Raw genomic sequence first — 19,731 nt, forward strand, 5'->3', positions numbered from 1 at the left:
ATGATTATTGACTGATGATGATCTTCCTGATCGCATTACCCATAGGCGTTTCCAGCAGCAGCAGGTAAGTACCTGCGGTGATGTTCAGCTGGTAACCCACGTTGAACTGTACGGCCGGGCTTTCTTTCCGGTCGTTCACCAGCTGGTTGCTGATAATGTTAAACAGGCGTAAACGTATGTCCGATGCCTTGTCCAGCGCAATACGCACATTGAACTGTCCCGTATTGGGATTTGGCAGTACTTCAAAGGTTTTAATGAAAGGTTCTGCTGCGCCGCCGGGTTGCGTGAAGGTTTGTTTTTCCAACACGGCAATATCCTTGCTGAACAATTTCTCACAATCTCCCACACGGGTACGCAGCTGTATGCGGTACACACCGGTATCTGCAAAGCGCAGCTCTGCCAGCAGGGGCGAGTTTTGTACTATTGTAATGTTCCGGTTGGCGGGTATTACCCATTCAATTTTTTCCGGCAGCGGGTTGCTGATGTTCACAAAAGAAACGTCCTCATTCTGGAAGATCTGCGTAGCAGCCACAAACTCTGCGGAGATGGCTACCTTATTCTGCTGTATGTTAATAGTATCCGCACCTTTACAGCCTTTGCTGTCTGTAACATTCACCCAGTACCGGCCGGTTTGGCTAAGCATTACCTGCGGCGTAAGGGCCTGCAGCGCAGGGTTACCGCCCCATACATACTTAGCCTGTGGGTCGGCAATAGCCGCATCTACCAGCCAGGTTTGATCATTACACAAAGTTTTATCAGGCCCCAGCTGTACCTGTAGCGGTGCAGGATCGGCCAGGTTAAAGGTTTGAACGCGTTTGCAGTTATTGGCATCCGTAATGGTAAGGGTGTATTTGCCGGCGCACAGCTTATCCAGCGCAGTACCGGTTTGCCCGGTGCTCCACTGGTAGCGGTAAGGGGCTACCCCGCCACTGATGGTGGTTTTAATATAACCGTCACAGTCGCTATGGCAGGTAGGCGCTTTAATATCTGCATCTATGGTAATGCCGCCGGGTATAAAAATGTCTACGTTGTTCTGTGTTTCGCAGTTATGCCCGTCTTTCACAAACAGCAAGTAAGCGCCTTCTGTTAAGCTGTGAAGGGTGCTGGTAGTATCGCCGGTGGTCCACTCATAATGGAAGGGGGCCGTGCCGCCGCTTACCAGGGCTGTAATGCTGCCATCCTGGCCAGATGCGCAGGTTACTGCAGTTGCATTCAGCGCTACGGTTAATTTATCCGGCTCCACTAAATGAAAAGTATCTGAGCTGCGGGTAATATTATTGTAGTCTGTTACCCTCACCAGGTATTTGCCACTAGGCATGCCTGTTATAATGCTGTCTGTTTGCGGAACGGGCTGTAAGCTGCCATTTACCACCTTAAACCAATGGTAGGCATAAGGCAGCCCGCTGCTGAAGGGAATGCCGCCGGTAGCATGCGCTACCATCTCTCCATCGCTATCGCCTTTACAGGCTACATAACGGTGTTCTGCAATGCTGACTTTTAACAAGGGCGGCTCATGCAATGTATTGGCTACAGACACATAGCAGCCACTTGTGCTGTTATTGGTGCAAATGCTGAACTGCGCATCTTTTACCTGTAAGGTATAAGTGCCGTCGCCAACATTTTGTAAGGTCGTGGTGTACTGGCCGGGCTGTATCTGCTCGGTATGAGTGGTTAATACCTGGTTATTGCTGTTCAGCCATTGTACGCTGTAAGAGCCGTCTGCAGCAGGTGTACCGCCATTCAGCGTAATGCTGATGCTGCCATCTGTATAAGTATAAGCTTTAGGGTCAATAGTAGTAACATTTACCACTGCCAGTGGCGCTGCCGGTTGTGTAATAACAGTATCCGGTTGCTGCTCACAGCCATGAGCATCTGTCAGTAACAGGGTGTAATGGCCGGAGGGCTGATCCAGTATATCCTGTGTGGCATCGCTATTGCTCCATGCCCAGGTGTAAGGCAGGGTGCCGCCGGTAACCGTTGATCTTATAAAACCATCGTTACCGCCGTTACAGCTTACATTGCGGGTAGTGAGCGCTACCTGTAAAAGATCCGGCTCTACCAGGTGAAAGGAATCCGATTCTTTGGTGATACCGTTCCAGTCTGTAATGATCACTTTATAAAAGCCGGTGTTCAGCCAGTGTGCAGTATCATTTGTTTCCCCGATGGCGTGATACACGCCGCTGTTATCTGCCTTATACCATTCAAACTGGTAAGGCAGGGGGCCTGAAATGGGTACGCCGCCGCTGGCCGTTGCAAACAGCACGCCGTCCATATCGCCTTTACAGGAAACGTAATGTTTTTCAGCAATGTTCACTACTAGCGCCGGAGGCTCTTTGAGAGTAAACCGGGCCGTTACAGTACATCTTTGCATGTTAGGATCAGGGCCGGTGTAGTTGGCATCTGTTACGGTAATGGTATAATCGCCCGCGCCTAAATTGGCCAGCGAGTCTTCATAACCACCGCTTACGACCTGGCCGGTATGGCTGGTTAATACAGTGCCATCGGCCTTTTGCCAGGTTACATTATATGCGCCGCCGGCTAAGGCAGTACCGCCTTTCAGCAGCACTTTAATGCTGCCGTCCGTATACCCAAAAGCTCTTGGGTAAGTAAGCGTGGGTGTTACGATCTGTAATGGCTCTGCAGGTTGTGGTACATAAGCCACATCCGTAAGCTCACAGCCATGATAATCTTTTATATGGAGTGTATACGTGCCTGTTGAGAGTGCATAAATATCTGCAGACTGTGCGCTGTTGCTCCAGCTATACGCGTAAGCCGGTGTGCCGCCTGTTACAACAGTGGTTAAAACGCCGTTGCTGCCACTGTAACAGCTTACAGGGGTAGTGATGAATTGTATGTTCAGCGGATCAGGATCAACCAGGTTTACAATAGCCGACCATGCTTCTATTCCATTATAATCGGTCACCTTTACCTGGTACTGTCCGGTGCTTAAACCATTGGCTACCGTGCCGGTTTGGCCGATCGCAGTAGGCGTGCCGCTCACAACCTGGTACCATTCATAGTCATAATAAGGCGCTGCCGCCTTTTTAATACCACCCTTGGCCAGCGCGGTTAAAGTCCCATCACCTTCACCGTGGCAGCTTACACTGTCAGTTATAATGGGGGTTACCACCAGCAGGCTGGGTTGGGTAAGCGGATAAGAGGCGGTTACCATGCAACCGGTTTCGCTGCCACTGGCCGCTAATGTATAATTGGCATCCGTAACCTTTACCGTATACATACCATCTGGCTGGTTATCTAACGTGGTGGTATATACGCCACTGCCCACCACGCCTGTTTGTGGCAGTATGGTGCCGTCGGCTTTTGTCCATTGAACATTGTAGGAGCCATCGGGGTTGGGTGTGCCGCCTTTTACACGAACTACAATACGCCCGTCTGAATATCCGAAAGCTTTGGGATCTGTTATGGTATAGGCATCAATCACCAGCGGAGCGGCCGGTTGCGTAATGGTGGCCGTGCGTAGTATCTCATCATTGGTTGCAGCATCACGCGGCATACAACCCTTGCTGTCCCTTAACCATAAGGTATAGTTACCTGGGTTTAAACCATTCAACGTATAGGTGCTGGCGTTACCCATGGCTGTCTGGCGGGTAACACCGTCTGCATCATTCTTATAGTACAGGATATTGCCACCGTTACCACCGCTGGTAGTAATGGTAATAGCCCCATCTGTGCCGTTGAAACAACGTACATCATTTTGTTTGACCGCATTAAAAGTGATAGGCCCGGGTTGCCTGATCTCAAAGTTAGCCTTATGCTGCGCACCGCTGGTATAAGTGTTAATAACAGGATTTGAGTTCTCTGGATAAGCGCCTCTTAATACAATACGATATAAACGTGCGCCCCGGTCGAAAGTCCATTGAAAGTTATTACTGCCATCCATTACTACCCGCTTCTCATCTATCATGGCCCCGGTAGTGTTAACCGGCACTTCCTGTTTATCCAGCTGCATTACCAGCAGTTCATTCGGCTTTAGCCCACGGCTGAAGTTCACAATAAAGCTTCCGTTCTGATCACCATAACAGGTAGGTTGTACCGGCGTAACAGATAAGATCCTGGGCGCCCCTAATCTTGGCGAAAGGTTAGCGGGGGGACCGTATAGATCGCCGCATCCATAGTAGATACGGATCTGTATGTTTTCCCTGTTAGCAATGGCCCTCAGGAAAAAATCGTTTGGAAGATCGTTGCCGGAGAACTGAATAGTAGGTTGTTTTGGAAAACTGGCGGGAAAATTATACCAGCCCATGGAAGCAGTACCATATTGCCATTGATAGGTACTGTTTGGAAACCCTCTGGTGGCGTTGGTAACATTCATCGTAAGCTTATCCTCGTCAGACAGCTGCGCACTTGCAGGCGTAACAGCAATCGTTTTGGGATAAATTTTTATGTTCATCTCCCCGGTGAACCTGGGTACAAAATCACCATTGTAGTAGGTATAACAGGGCTGCGAAGGTGTAATATTTATCTGCCGCGTTTCCTCCACACCGTTCCGCTTACAGCCACCTACGGTTCTCTTCCAGCTTCTTCTGCCAAATACATCAAATCTTACCAGTCTTTTGGTATTAATGAATTCAAGTGTATTTGTATAATGCCTTACTTCATTTTCCCTTAGCCCTTCCAGTGACTGTACCCAAAAGCGGCTGGTGCTGCCGTCGCTAAAAACGGCTGTTACCTCAAAGCGGCTGCTACACTCAATAGAGCTGGCATTACCGCTATACCAGATGTTAAGGTCAAAGTCTACTTTATAGTAACCCTGGCCATTTGCCATCGTATACATGAAAATGAAAAAAAACAGGGGTAAAATTTTTTTCATCCTTTATAATTTAGTTGTTGTAATGAGCCGCAACGGCAGTCCGTTACATGTTGTCATTAATATTGTACGCTGATCATTTTTGAGTGGCCTGTGGCCCCGCTGTTCAATACCGCCCGTATGCTGTACTGGTATTCGGTGTTGATCCTGGGCTGGTCATCCGTAATGCGGTTAGTACCGGGTTTTAAGATCTTCCACAGGGTTACTGCCTGTCCCTTTTCGCCTTTATAGAGTTGATATTCCACTACATCGGTCAGATCATCTTTCCAGAACAATTCTATATAACGGTCCTGCCGGTTCACGGTTGCATTAAAAGAGCGCACCATACCTTTGGCAGGGTTATAGGGTACTGTTACCGTTAAAGGCTGCATGGGTTTTGATTCCAGGCCGCTGCTGTCTTTTGCCAGTAACAGGTAGGCATAGGTAATGCCCGGCGTTATGGTTTGGTCGGCAAAATTGTTTACAGGCGGCGCCAGTTTTTGTACGGGCTCCCAGCTGGTATTGGTTGCAGTAACGGTTTTGCGGTATAACACCTGTTGGGCTATATCTTTATCGGTGCTGGGTATCCAGGTGAGGTACACAATATCGTTGGCTACTTTATAACCGGTAAGCACCGGGGAGGTAGGCGGTATCACGTCTGGTTTTTTAAGCTCAAACACAGCAGAGGGAGGCGACTGATTATATCGTTTATCCAGCGCTGTTACCTGATAGTACACTTTACTGTTAAGGGATTGAATGCCTACAGAATCGCGGAAGGTAGTGCGCATCCAAACAGAATCTACCAGCGCTGCGGCTTCCTCACCGGCCATGTTGGCGCGGAACACTTTATAACCTAGTATATCTTTTTCAGTATTGGCAGCCCATGAAAGTTTTACCACGCCTGTGCTGTCTATAGTACCTGTAAGACCGGTGGGCGCTACCGGCGGAATAGAATCTACCGGCTGCACCAGCACAGGAAAAGAGGTTGATGATTCACCTTCCAAAGCCACTGCAGTAATGGTAAAATAGTTAGAGGGTTCTAATTTATCGTATAGGAGTGTGCGTTGGTCGGGCATAATATTGTTCAGAACCGGTTTATAAGGCCCATCCGCTTTTGGGGCCTGGTTGAGCGTAAAACCTTTAATGAGTTTGTTACCGGCGGTTTCAAATTCCCAGTTCAGTTCCAACACTCCCTTTTCATTGATATTATTACTGCGGATGTTGGGCGTATATACCAGCAGGTGTTTGCCTTTACCGGTAACGGGGTCTGAGGGCGGGCCTGCTTCACCAAACGGTGATACGCCACGCACCCGGTAGCGGTACATGATATTATTATCCTGCAGCGAGTCAATAAAATACATACGGGGCGATGCCTTTTTCTCCTTACCGTTAAAGTTGGTTACCGGCAGGTCAGCCGCGCGTTCGTAGGTAATGCCATTATCTTTTGAACGCTCTACAAACCATGAGTTGTAATAGTGCTTCAGCAGGCTGTAATCCCAGCTCAGGATCACATTTCTATCGCCAAACACGGCGCCTATATTAGCCGGTTTGGGTAGTTCGCGTTTATCGGCCATGCCAACAAATGCGCTGGATGAATCAATACGCATACGGTTAGCAGGCGCCAGCGCACGTACACGGTACAGGTATTTTTCATTTGGTTTTGCAGTATTATCCTCGTAGGCCCAGCCGGCCATTTTTGCGGCTTCAAAACTGTTATCTGCCGCATATAATGAAAGGGCAAAACGCTGCTCCAGTTCCTGCGACTGATTCACTAACTGTGCGATACCATTATTACCACCGCCGCTTACTTCAAAATCTTTTCCGTAGATGGCCTGTGCAATAATAACCGCGTAATTATCTTTCTGGCATATCTCCTGCCAGGCCAGCAGGGGCTGTGGTTTAATGGGTTGTGTGTTCAGCAGCTGTGCTTCCGGTTTGAGCAATACCTGCCCGTTACGCAGCACCGTGTAACGCCACAGCTCAAAGCCATACTGGTTACACAGTTTCCATGCGCCGGCTTTGGTAACGGCCCAGCGTAACAGAATGCTGTTTTGCTGCGCCCTGGCCATTACCTGTATGCGGGCAGTATCTTTCCGCTGTGCAGAGAGGGCGCCTGCAAGCATGAGTAAAGGCAATAACAGTTTAAGAATATTCTTAGCTCGCATAGGTCGTTATCACAGGGTTTTATTGTATTCAAAGTTGACGGATGTACCCTTGGTGCCGCCTGGTAACACGTACTGACAGTTGATCTTGTACTTACCGTTACGGATATACGGGAACCAGCCGTTGATCATGTACAGGTATTTGGCCTGTAAACCAGTACCCAGGTATTTTTGCACCACCTGCAGCTGCAGGTCTTCCATGTCCAGCTTATAAGCCAATGGCAGATCGTATGCAAAGGGCAGCCTTACCGCCAGCTCTGATGCCAGCGGTTGTTTACCGGCAATACTGGCCAGGTAATCGCTCATAACGGTAATGGCTTTGGTGGGTATTAATCCACCCAGGTCTTCGGGCTGACGGTGTGTTAAAAAGATCTCCTGTTCTATCGGGTAATCGCGGTATACCAGCGGGTTCACATCCTGCTGGAAATAAACATCATCGGTAATGGCCGTTACATCTATCAGTGGTGTGTAAGCGGTGAAAGCAGAGCCCTGCAGTTCCTGTACATCAAACAATTCGTAGTTACCTACTTCTGCCTGCAGGGTTACCACATCATCCATTACGCGGCTGGAAAGCCCCCGTTTCAGTGGCATGGCATTCAGCTTGGCCGCAAAGGTGCTGTAACGGCTGGTATGGAAGCCATAACCCAGCAGTGATTTGGTTACATCGCCCCGGCTTACTGCGTTGGATTTATTTGCTTTTACAGTATAGTCGCCGTCTTCCCCGTTATCCTGTTTGGCATAGCTTACTATTGCATCTTTGGAAGCATCGCCTCCGGGCGGAATAGCCACTACATCATAGGTATAATCCGTATTAGGCTGTATTGCAGGCATGGTGAAGTCTATGCGCTGGTTCACGCTGTCGTACTGCATGGCCTGTGTGGCAAATGCAGCCCCGTTGGTGGCAAATTGCAGCTGGTATTTCCAGCGCGCATCAAACAGGTAGCTCTGGCCGCGCTGTAATACTATATAGCCGCGGTTAAGCTCATCACGGAACAGGTTGCGCTGGTCTACTACCGGGTAGCAATAGGCAATATTGGTAAGCGGTATAAAGTCAGGAGCGGTACCGGTCGTAAAGGTCACTACCTTTTCTTCTGTGCTTTGCTGCCCGTTCATATATAGCGTTTGCCAGCTGCCGTTCTGTAATTCTTCAAAGGTTACTTTTACCGTGGCCTTTAAGGTATGTTTGGTAGGTAATACTTCTTTGGAGTAATAAGTGGCTACGTCATTGTTGGCATTCCATTCTATTCTGCCGGGTACCGGTTGCCCGTTATCCATTACGGTAAAGGCTTCCAGCCTGGTACGGTAAGTTTTGGTGCCTTTATCATCCTCCACATCAAACGGCTGTCCTATACGCATGTTAAACGCTGCCTGCGGTGCGGCAAATACATCTACATCTGCGGTATTGTCTGCAGGCGTAACATCTGCTATCATCTTTACATCTATGGGGCTGCTGCTGCCGGTTACAATTTCACATTCATCGCCAATGGTTACTTTCATGCGCATGTTACCTTTTACCAAGCCACCCAGGATCTCAAACTTCACGGCCATGTAACCCTTTAGCCATGTGGGGTTGGGCAGCTTGGCCTGCATAAGCACGGCGGCTGCACCCGATATAATGGGGAAGCGGCCTTTAATAAATGTCAGGTTCACTTTTACGCCTACTTCGCCCTGCAAATACACATAGGCCTGCCCGTTAGCATACCATCCGTCAATACCAATTTTTTCTGTTTTACCGGCGCAGTGTGCATCGCCGTAATCTTTCAGCATAATGTCAAACCCTACACCACATTTGAAGTTGGCATACAGGATCAGGAAGGTAAGGTCGCCGGTTTCAACGGAGAGGTTGGCGCCAAAGGCAAACCCGCGTCCGTCGCCCAATGCATTCAGGTCGCGCATGTAATCCAGCTCCTTCATGTCCACACCCAATATGTCCGCAACTTCCTGCGGGGGTGGGGGAGAGCCGGGTATTTTATCACCTACCATGATGTAGGCGCCTGTTTTAATAGCTATGCTGCCCAGGGCAAACTTAACGCCTAAACGATTGGTGGGCGTACCCATATGGAAATACCACTCACCCGGCGCAATATGTATCACCGCCCAGCCGGCGCGGTTGCCGCTGGCGGTACCGGTAAGTAAGCCACCGGCTACATTCAGGTATACATCGAAGTTGGCGTGGAAAGTAGATTGTGTAAAATCATATTGAATGCCTACATAGGCAGAGAGGCCGCTTTCACCGGTCTTGAAATCATCGCCGCTCAGGCTTTCTGCTGCGGCAGACGGGTTGGATACTTTGAGGCCCTGCAGTTTTTCACCTAAGCCTCCCAGCTTGCTCACCGCCTTTTGTTCTGCGGCTTCCATCTTGCTGAACGCCTTACTCATCTGATCGCCCATGTTGCCCGCTACGTTGGGCAGCACGCCTAATATTTTGGCATAGCCATAGAAGCCAATGAAGTTAATGCCACCACTTTTGTTGAACGCTACTTCAAAAGATACCTCCCCGTTCACTACCTGCTTTTTCACAATGCTGAATAACACGGCAGCTTTAATACCCAGGCCTGTATTCTCATCCGGCACATAATTTACACCGGTAGGAGAGGCCAGCATATCCGAGCCCTGTTTTTTCATGCGGTAGTATGCGCCGCCGCCAAAGCCCTGTATGTTAATGGGAGGCACCAGCGGAATACCCAGGCCCAGATCGGCTTTTGCATCCACATACCAGTAGCGGAAATCCTTACAGCCAAACATGGCGCGCGCTTCTATCTTTATCTTATCATCCATGAAATCGGCTGCCACCATGCCGCTTACGGCATTGCCATATACGGGATCATCATCATAGAACTTAATGCGGCCGTTAATTTTCAGCGAACCACCAATTTTAGCGTTAATGCCAATTTCTTCCAGCTTCAGCTTTTGAAACTTCCAGGTTTGTATGCCTTCCTGTTCATTGAACTTGCCTACCAACCCGATTTTGGTATCACCGCCAAAGTTCCCTTCCATCAGGTTCAGGCGGATGCCGAAGGTAAGCGTGGCTTCCCCATCCTGCGCACGTAGCGATATTTCATTAATAGATACCGGGAAGTTGGAAACCGTGTTGGTATTCTGATAGCCGAAATAAGAAGTAGTTAAATATGGCGGGTTGGTTTCAAGATGAAGGTCTTTGAATATAATACCTTTAAAAGTGGCAAGGGGTTTACCATCATCTCCCTTGGTAGTGGCCGAGATACCCAAACTGCCGTGCAGCATGGCTTCCGGCTGAAAGCGCCCATCGGCCAGCTTCAGCTGCACCCAGGAGTTAGGTTCCAGCACACACTTGGCCTGCCATACGTTAAAGCTTAGCTCATTAATAGTACTGAGCTTAAGGATGTATTCATTATCTGCCGTAATAACAGCCGTATAACCTAAGGGATCTTTGGCTACCGGCAGGCCCACCATACCGCTGAAACCCGCGCCTACCAAGTGGTTGGCTTCCAGGTCTATATTAAAATGATCTACTGTGAATTTCCAGCCGGAGGCGGTGCCATCCGGTAATATGTTATTGGCAAAGAAAGAGCCGGTTAAACCATTGTTGTCAATGATCATATGCGTGGCGCCAAAACTTACGCGCTTGCCCGACTGTTCCCGTTTTGCAAATTGTTTGGGCAGTATTACTTCCAGGTCCTCCACGTACACGCCCCGCCAGGTATTGGGATTATCGGCCGGCATGTAACGTTGCTCATACCCTGTGGGATAAACAATATCCGGTGTATTTCGGATGTCGCTGCCATCAAATACGGCCTTGCCTATATGAAAACCAACGCCTTTTAAAGGCGCTATTTCGAAGGCGGGAAGGCTCAGGCTCACCAATATATCATTCCAGTCAGCTACTACAGTTTTAAACGCGGCAGTTACCTGCGCTTTAGGATCTTCATTACGCTCTCCATCAGCCTTTAAAGGCACCAGCATGCTGCGCGGAAAAGCCACTTCGGCAGAGATGCCCAGCTCTTTAAACCCGTTACAGTCCATGGTTACATAGGTAAGATCCAGGCCTTGTCCGGTTTCCATGTTCATGCCGCCTTTCAGGATCAATGCGGCGGTACCTCCGTTTATGCGTATGGGTATGTCGCCCAGTAATACCAGCTTGGCATCGCCCAGGATGCCGCCGTTATAGGAGAGCTTAATGCCTTTGATACCAAAAAAGATCTCATGCGGCTCCTGCGGTATTTCCAGTTTGGCAAATACCGTTAGCTCTGCATAGGTAGGGTAAAAGATAGCATTGCTGATGGCGATCTTCACTGATGTGTTGTTCACCTTACGGAAAAGCCCTATGGGCAGCTCGTTCAGGTCATCCGGTGAAAGAGAGGAAGTATAACGGTTATCCTTATCCATTTTCAGGAACTCCGCTTTGGCCTGTTCCCGGTAAGGATTCGTAGTATCGTTACCGTAGGCAGCCTGCAAATATGCATCCGTGAACAAACCTTCGGCTGGTGCAGGAATGGTATTGGCTAAGAGCTGCCGGTCTATTTCCGGGAAACTGCGGGTTTCGGCAACGGTATTCATAATAGCTACCGTTGGTACCGCGGGTGCTGGCGTTTTAAGGGAATCCGTATCGCCGGCTATTGCAATAGAGGCGCTGCCTAGTAACAGGAAGGCAAGGCTTAGGGACCGGCAATAAAAGTTACGCAGGTAAAGTTTTACCATAGGCCAAATAGGGTATAGGGTATGATGAGGGGAGGGGTTTCATCTCTCTAGTTAACAAATGTGCTTGTGCTACTTGTCTCCCCCGGACATTACCGGTTTTCTATTGTAAGTTTACGCAATATTACAATTTAAAATCAATTAAAGAAAAATTTTATTTGTCTTGTAAGAGGGGCGAAAGGGCTTATAACCATTGAGATACGTACCCGGGAGAGGTGGGAAGATGGTTAATTGGTTGTTAATCAAATGTAAATGAGTTGTTAATAGGAGGAGTTTTTTTTATGGGGGAAGTTTGAAATGATGTTAATTGTTTTGTTACTGAAGCACGTAGTGACTGAAACGCTAACATTCAACAGAACCGATGAAAAGACTCATTAATGCGTGTCTGTGATTAGTAATTATGAGTATAGTAGGGGTTTATAATTCTGCTTGTATTGCTCTATATATGCTTTGAACTCTATTGATGTTAGGGTGTCCTTCAGGTAACGTTTTTTTTAAAATTGAAAGGCTCTTACCTGATAATTCGACGGCCGCAGTAGCTTCGCCCAAGTCTTTAAGTACGGTTGCCAGATTCGAATATCTGATAGCAGTGGTAGGATGGTCTGAGCCAAAGTTTTTCTCATCCAAACGCATGGCTTTTTCCAGCAAGACCCTGGCTCCGGTATAATCGCCCAGGTCTCGAAGTACTAATGCCAAATTCGAATAACTCACAGCGGTGCTAGGATGGTCGGGACCAAAGTTTTTCTCATCCGAATGCATGGCTCTTTCCAGTAAGGCCCTGGCCCCGGTATAATCGCCCAGGTCTTGAAGTATTAATGCCAGATTCGAATATCTCACAGCAGTGCTAGGATGGTCGGAACCAAAGTTTTTCTCATCTGAACGCAGGGCTTTCTCCAGCAAAGCCCTGGCTCCAGTATAATCGCCCAGGTCTTTAAGTACTAACGCCAGATTTGAATAACTCACAGCAGTAGTAGGATGGTCGGGGCCAAAGTTGCTCTCAGCTGAATGCATGGCTCTTTCCAGCAAGGTCCTGGCCCTATTATAATCGCCCAGGTCTCGAAGTACGGTTGCCAGATTCGAATATCTTATAGCAGTGGTAGGATGGTCGGGGCCAAAGTTTTTCTCATCCGAATGCACGGTTTTCTCCAGTAAGGCTTGAGCTCCGGTATAATCGCCCAGGTCTCGAAGTACTAATGCCAGATTCGAATAACTCACAGCAGTGGCAGGATGGTCGGGGCCAAAGTTGTTCTCAGCCGAACGCAGGGCTTTCTCCAGCAAGGCCCTGGCCCTGGTATAATCGCCCAGGTCTTGAAGTACGGTTGCCAGATTCGAATACCTCACAGCTGTGGTAGGATAGTCGGGACCAAAGTTGTTCTCAGCCGAATGTATGGCTTTCTCTAGCAAGGCCCGAGCCCTGGTATAATCGCCCAGGTCTTGAAGTACTAACGCCAGATTTGAATAACTCACAGCAGTGATAGAATGGTCGAGGCCAAAGTTGTTCTCATTCGAACGCACGACTTTCTCCAGTAGGGCCCTGGCCTTGGTATAATCGCCTAGATCTTTAAGTACTAATGCCAGATTCGAATAACTCACAGCAGTGGTAGGATGGTCAGGGCCAAAGTTGTTCTCATCCGAACGCACGGCTTTCTCTAGCAAAGCCTTGGCCCCGGCATAATCGCCCAACTCTTGAAGTACTAATGCCAGATTATTTTGCAGACCAGAAATTTTTGCTCCCGTATCATTTTGAAAATTATTGAGCATAGTATTACCATAGGGTATCCATATAAACTTATCTACTGGGTTATCCTTGTTTTGATCTATCCTTAAATTTCCGATGATCTTATCCATCAATCCTTCAACATCCTCCTCTACAGGCAACAACTGCCTCACTGTAACTTCTTTTACAATCAGGTGCATTTTGTAGGCATCCGTTTCTGTGTTATACAGTAACCAGCCCTGTTCCAGCAACCTGTTAAGTATTTCAGGAAATCTATCTTTTTTATCTTCACCAGGATCAATCAATTCCAGCAATACCGCATAGGAATGAAATTCTGCAGGTAAACAGGAGAATTGCTTCATCAACCAGGTCTCCTCCTCGTTTAATCTGCTGAGATTAAAAATGGATGATAAGTAAGAACGTACTTTATCTATCTTTTCACCTTTATGTTTTATATAAACATTGGATTGCAGATCTTCTTCGATAGCTCTTTTCAATGTCTGAATATCGGTCCTTCGCAACTGAGCTGTTTTTGCAAGTATCTCTATAGTTAGCGTATGAAAATCGATGACTTTTACCAGCTCAGCTATTTGATCATCTTGTTTGATGTGCGTGCAATGTTTTTTAAATAAAGCGATCGCATTTTCTGCAGATAAAAAATCTAACTCTTTTGGATAAAATTCTTTGATTAGTTCCCGGGAAGTTACCAGCACATGCCAGTCAGGCTGCCCAGGGAGAAGATCTTTCAGTGCTGTCAGCGTTTCATCAGCATTGTCAATGATCAGTAAATTAGGACTATGCGGTATGGCTCTCAATTTAGAGAGCACTTCATGAAATAGCTGCATTACTTCTTTGTCCTGCTTAACTATTGATAAGTTTTCTAACAACCCTTCTGCATTGATGATGTCACTGGCTATATTCTTAGTCAGTTGGGAGATCCAGACAATATGCTGGTAGCTTTTGTAGTATTTACTGAGGTATCCCTGTACCAGGGTGGTTTTTCCAACACCCCCAATGCCATTAACCACTACAACACGTTCGTTCTTAAACAATAAATTATGAAGTTCAAGTAGTTCATCTGTCCGGCCAATTATATCGTCTTGATGGATCCTCGGTATTTTTAGCGTAAGCTCTTTGGGGAATGAGATACCTGTATTTTTTTCGGCCATTTTATCCTTTTGCCGCAGCATATCTATTATGATGGACCGGATCTTTTCTTGGATTGAGGTTTTATTGTCGTCTTTGACTTCAGGTTTTTTCCCATATACAGATTCAAAAAAGACATCATCCAAAGAAAAGTATGTTTTGACATTGCTTTCAGGTGTCCAGTATTTTATTGGAGCTTGTATTGTATCTGAAAGCTTGTTAAGGATGTTAATATTTATGTTGGAGAAATTTACATGAGGAGACAGGGCTATATACCCATCCGGCCGATGACTGGAAGCATGTAACTCCTGTATCTTTACAGCAATAGCATTCCAGGATATTTCGGTTTTATAATCCTTACATTCAAAATAGAAATTCCGCTCACTTCTATTGTCATCCAGAAATCCTATTCTGATATCGAAACCATTCTGTGTTCCTGTTCTTTGTTGTCGTGCTTCTATTACAGGAAAGCCTAACTGTTCAAACAAGGATCTTAAATAATCCAGGGCCTTTTCTTCAAAATCGATTCCTTTAGCCATTAAGGACATTTTTTTAATTCATGGAATTATATCTCAAAAGGAGGAATGGGGTACTGATTACTGAAGTAAATTCTCAAATAAAGATATGGATTAAAAAATTATTGGCAAATGGAATTTATCGCTGATACGCCTTATGAATCGAGGCTTTCAGGTGCCTAAAAGTTTGTAAATGATGTAGTCATAATATCTTAGGACTAGCTAGACTATTGAAGAGAGTCCATAATTTGAGGTACTTTTTGAAGTAAAAGCCGCGTCCATTCAAGGTCTTTTGATTTAAGTATACTTTGCTTAAGAGCCATCAATTGTGCAGATACGTAATTCCCATTTTGTATATAGTTTTCGAATAATTGTATGCATTCATCAATTAAGGGTATTGATGCCGTTACAATATCATCTTGATGTGGTAAGTCGACGAAGTAATATTTTATTTTGCTTAATCTCAAAACGACAGCCGCGTTATTCATAAGGCATCTGGATATTATAAGTAGCTAACCTGTAACATCAGCGTTTTTAATCTCAGTCAAGCTTTCATACATACAGCTCAATGGCCTCGGCGAATTACTACTGTGTAAGTGTAATTAACACTCATCCAATCCCCTTAATTATAAAAATCATGCAAATTACTCGCCAGCTGATCATAAATCGGCCTGGTAAATAACATAAACAGATCCTGCGGCGGGGGCGGAGGTGCATCTACACCACCTATCAGGCGTTTATCTTCATCACTTAACGCCCGTTCATCACCTTTAAAAGTACCTACCTGGTTCACCCAGGTATAGCTGCCGGGAATACGATCCTGGCGCAGCACCTGGTTGTTGGCTACATCTATGATACGGTAGTCCAGCGCACCGCGGGATACTACTGTTTTACGGATGGTATAAATGGTGGCCTTTACCGTCATGTACCGTTTAATTTCCTTGCCGCTGGTATCTTTCAGCGGGCGGTCCTCTATCTCGCGCGATACATCACGGGAGGTACGGTCTATATAGGTTTGCCCTACTTCAAAATCATAGAACTGCATTTCCAGGTATTGGTCCGGCTGCTCCTGATCATTACGGGCGAATTTTTCGTCGGTGAATTTTACAAAGAAGTTGATGTTACGGTTCTGCAGGTTGCGCACCAGCGCATCGCGGAACTGGTCTGCGCTGAACTGGAAATACGGGCTGCGGATAGCGATCTGGCTGATCATCACGTTCACTAATCCCTGCTGGTAGGATTCATCCATTTTTTGTTTGGCATCCCGGTAATTGTTCACCAGCTTCAGGGATGCGGCAAATTCATTGTAAGCCTCGCGGGCACTGGGTTTGTCGCCACGGTTCAACAGCTCCATACCGCGGTCATAACGTACCTGTGCAGCATTTTCCTGTGCGCCGGTAATTGCATTGCGGTAGTCTTTGGGCTGCACTACTTTTTGTGCTGCCGGTGAGGCATAAATAATATCGTATAGGCTTTGCAGTGAGCGGTACTCTCTCCGTACATATTCCCATTTCAGGGGATTATCGGAAACAAGGTAACCATTCACTTTATCCTCATGTCTTAACTGAGATTGCTGGTATGCTTTAGGGAGCAGCTGAAGGGCAATGGGATCATTGGGCTTTTTTTGCAGCTTCTTTACAAATGCGGCTACTGCTTCATCATAGCGGCCTTTGTTATAGAGTTTTTCGCCCGATTTACAGGAAGATATAAGGAATAACAGGATAGCGGCTGTTAACAGCCTTAAATAGTTGCGCATGCGGTGGTATTTATGGTATGCGGTTCCGGCTTATTTATTTTACAAAGCGCCGGAGCTCGCGGTCTGTTTCACGTTCTTTGATGCTTTCCCGTTTATCATGCAGTTTTTTCCCTTTCCCAAGGCCAATTTCCATTTTGGCCAGTCCCTTTTCTGAGAGAAAGATACGGAGAGGTACAATGGTATAACCCCTTTCTTTTAACTTGTTCTCCATTTTCCGCAGCTCGCGTTTGGTAAGCAGCAGCTTGCGTTCCCGCAGCGGATCATGGTTGGCATAGGTCCCATGGGAGTAAACAGCTATGTGCAAACTTTTTACATACAACTCTCCCTTGGAAAAATAACAAAAGGCGTCATTAAAGCTCACTTTACTGGCCCTGATGGATTTTATCTCCGTTCCTGTCAATACCATTCCTGCAATAAACTTATCCTCTATTGCATATTCAAAATAAGCCGATCTGTTCTTTAATTCCGCCATCTCTATTTTAGATTTACGATTTTAGATTTACGATTTAATGATCCGCGTTAGTCAAATCTAAAATCGTAAATCTAAGATCGTAAATATAGTTTAGTGTTTAAACAGCTGCAGCAATGTTGCCAGCTGTTGTTTTAATTCCTTCCGGTCTATAATAAGGTCCAGGAAGCCATGCTCCAGCAGGAACTCTGCGCTCTGGAAACCTTCCGGCAGGTCTTTCTTAATTGTTTCTTTAATTACGCGCGGACCAGCAAACCCGATCAGGGCATTGGGCTCCGCAATGTTCAGGTCACCCAGCATAGCATAGGAGGCTGTTACACCGCCGGTAGTGGGGTCTGTCATCATGGAAATGTAAGGCAGCCTTGCACTGGCCAGCTGGGTAAGCTTGGCCGATGTTTTAGCCATCTGCATCAGTGAAAATGCGCTTTCCATCATACGGGCGCCGCCGGATTTGGAGATCACCATCAGTGGCATCTTGTGCGCAATACAGTAATCAATAGCACGGGCAATCTTTTCACCAACCACGGAACCCATGGAACCACCTATAAAAGCAAAATCCATACAGGCTATTACCAGGTCGTTACCCAATACCTTGCCTACGCCTACGCGCATGGCATCTTTGAGCCCGGAGCGCTTTTGCGCATCCTTTAAACGCTCGCCGTAAGGTTTCAGGTCCTGGAAGCCCAGCATATCCTTGGGATAGATGTTGGGAAACAGCTCTTCGTATTGATTATTGTCAAAAAGAATTTCGAAATATTCTGCCGAGTTGATACGGTTGTGGTAATTACACTTATCGCAAACGTAGTAATGTTCCCGCAGGTCCTTTACAGTGGTGGTTTTCTTACAATTAGGACATTTATGCCATAATCCGTCCGGCGCTTCCTTCTTTTCACTGGTAGTGGTATTGATGCCCTGTTTAATGCGTTTAAACCAGCTTGACATATTTTTCTGTTAGGTTAAAAAATAGTGGTGCAAGATACGAATTAAAATCACATGCACTTTTTCCGTTCGCAATATTACAGGAAAAGAAACTGGTTCCCAATAGTTTACCCCATAAAATTATATATTTTCTTTATTTAATAGAATAAGGGGCGCTGCACCGGGGTTAAAAGGGTATCTGAGAGACGGGAAACGGCCCGGACAGGCCGCTACGGCTCAGTGGCAAGGTCCTGCACGACCAGGAAGGAGAGACGTTCCCCCGCCGCTGTAATTAAAAAAGGGTGAAAGGCCTGAAACCCTTCACCCTGCGGTAAATTTGATCCCTGAATGGGCGTGAATTAAGCGTTCTTGTTGATGCAGTTCAGATCAGCAAATGCTTCTTCCAGGCGTTTTACAAAGGTTTCTTCACCTTTGCGCAGCCATACGCGGGGATCGTAGTATTTTTTGTTCGGCTTATCTGCGCCTTCCGGGTTGCCCAGCTGAGCCTGCAGGTAGCCTTTTTTAGCTTCGTAGTAGTCGTGGATGCCTTCCCAGAATGCCCATTGCATATCGGTATCAATGTTCATTTTGATCACGCCGTAACCCAGGGCTTCGGCGATCTGGTGTTTGGGAGAGCCGGAACCGCCATGGAAAACGTAGTATACGGGTTTAGCAGGCGTTTTATATTTCTCCTGGATAAAGTCCTGGCTGTTCTTCAGGATCTCAGGGCGTAGCTCCACGTTACCGGGAGTGTACACACCATGCACGTTACCAAAGGCGGCAGCCACAGTAAAGCGGGGGCCTACCTGTAGCAGGGTTTCGTAGGCAAAAGCCACATCTTCCGGCTGGGTATATAATTTGGCATTGTCAACGCCGGAGTTGTCCACACCATCTTCTTCACCACCGGTTACACCCAGCTCAATTTCGATGGACATACCCAGCTTATTCATGCGCTCAAAGTATTTCTTGGAGATCTCGATGTTCTCGTGGATAGGCTCTTCAGACAGGTCCAGCATATGGGAGCTGTACAGGGGCTGGCCGGTTTGTTTCATGAAAGCTTCGCCGGCATCCAGCAGGCCGTCTATCCAGGGCAGCCATTTTTTTGCAGCGTGATCGGTATGTAAAACTACCGGTACGCCGTAGTATTTGGCTACTTCGTGTACATGTTTGGCGCCGGATACACCACCGGCAATGTTAGCCTGCAATTTGTCATTCGGCATGCCTTTACCCGCAAAGAACTGCGCACCACCGTTGGAGAACTGGATAATTACCGGAGAGTTCACCTTGGCAGCGGTTTCCAGCACTGCGTTCACGGAGTTGGTACCTACCACGTTCACGGCAGGCATAGCAAATGCGTTGTCCTTAGCATCCTTGTACAGCGCTTCCAGCTCTTCGCCGAATAACACGCCGGCTCTGTATTTTCCCATATTTTATGATTGTTTACTGTTTACGGAGGGCAAATATAGTAGGAAAAAGCAGAAAGCGCAAAGCATAAAGCAGAAAGCCCGAAATTAGGGCCGAGCGCTGGAGGCGGAATGCTTAACGCTGATGACCGGGTAGCTGGAGG

8 protein-coding genes are annotated in these 19,731 nt (G+C 47.1%); all 8 read right to left on the minus strand.

Features of this window, described 5'->3' with window-relative positions; translation table 11 throughout:
* Positions 1-4: 4 nt before the first annotated feature.
* The 8 genes from BMZ54_RS21130 to fbaA all read right to left on the minus strand — a co-directional run bounded on the left by BMZ54_RS21130 (position 5) and on the right by fbaA (position 19,591).
* Positions 5-4,831 (minus strand): hypothetical protein, encoded by a 4,827-nt coding sequence (locus tag BMZ54_RS21130; protein ID WP_089916942.1) that lies wholly within the window; start codon positions 4,829-4,831, stop codon positions 5-7.
* Positions 4,832-4,887: 56 nt separating this feature from the next.
* Positions 4,888-6,972, minus strand: coding sequence for a fibronectin type III domain-containing protein (locus BMZ54_RS21135; RefSeq protein WP_143081093.1), 2,085 nt, complete (start codon positions 6,970-6,972; stop codon positions 4,888-4,890).
* A 9-nt stretch (positions 6,973-6,981) separates the two neighbouring features.
* Positions 6,982-11,646 carry a hypothetical protein gene (locus BMZ54_RS21140; RefSeq protein WP_089916949.1) on the minus strand — a complete coding sequence of 1,555 codons (4,665 nt, stop codon included), beginning with the start codon at positions 11,644-11,646 and terminating at the stop codon, positions 6,982-6,984.
* Between the two features lie 414 nt (positions 11,647-12,060).
* Positions 12,061-15,045, minus strand: coding sequence for a tetratricopeptide repeat protein (locus BMZ54_RS21145; protein WP_162277633.1), 2,985 nt, complete (start codon positions 15,043-15,045; stop codon positions 12,061-12,063).
* Between the two features lie 598 nt (positions 15,046-15,643).
* Positions 15,644-16,777, minus strand: coding sequence for an outer membrane protein assembly factor BamD (locus BMZ54_RS21155; RefSeq protein ID WP_089916957.1), 1,134 nt, complete (start codon positions 16,775-16,777; stop codon positions 15,644-15,646).
* A gap of 34 nt (positions 16,778-16,811) precedes the next feature.
* Positions 16,812-17,249: an SsrA-binding protein gene (smpB, locus tag BMZ54_RS21160; RefSeq protein WP_089916960.1), complete on the minus strand. Its 438-nt coding sequence runs from the start codon at positions 17,247-17,249 to the stop codon at positions 16,812-16,814.
* Positions 17,250-17,339: 90 nt separating this feature from the next.
* Positions 17,340-18,188 carry an acetyl-CoA carboxylase, carboxyltransferase subunit beta gene (gene accD / locus BMZ54_RS21165; RefSeq protein ID WP_089916964.1) on the minus strand — a complete coding sequence of 283 codons (849 nt, stop codon included), beginning with the start codon at positions 18,186-18,188 and terminating at the stop codon, positions 17,340-17,342.
* A gap of 335 nt (positions 18,189-18,523) precedes the next feature.
* Positions 18,524-19,591, minus strand: a complete 1,068-nt coding sequence (gene fbaA, locus BMZ54_RS21170) for a class II fructose-bisphosphate aldolase (RefSeq protein WP_089916967.1) — start codon at positions 19,589-19,591, stop codon at positions 18,524-18,526.
* Between the last annotated feature and the right edge of the window lie 140 nt (positions 19,592-19,731).

This window comes from Chitinophaga rupis, assembly GCF_900109685.1.
Lineage (GTDB): Bacteria > Bacteroidota > Bacteroidia > Chitinophagales > Chitinophagaceae > Chitinophaga > Chitinophaga rupis.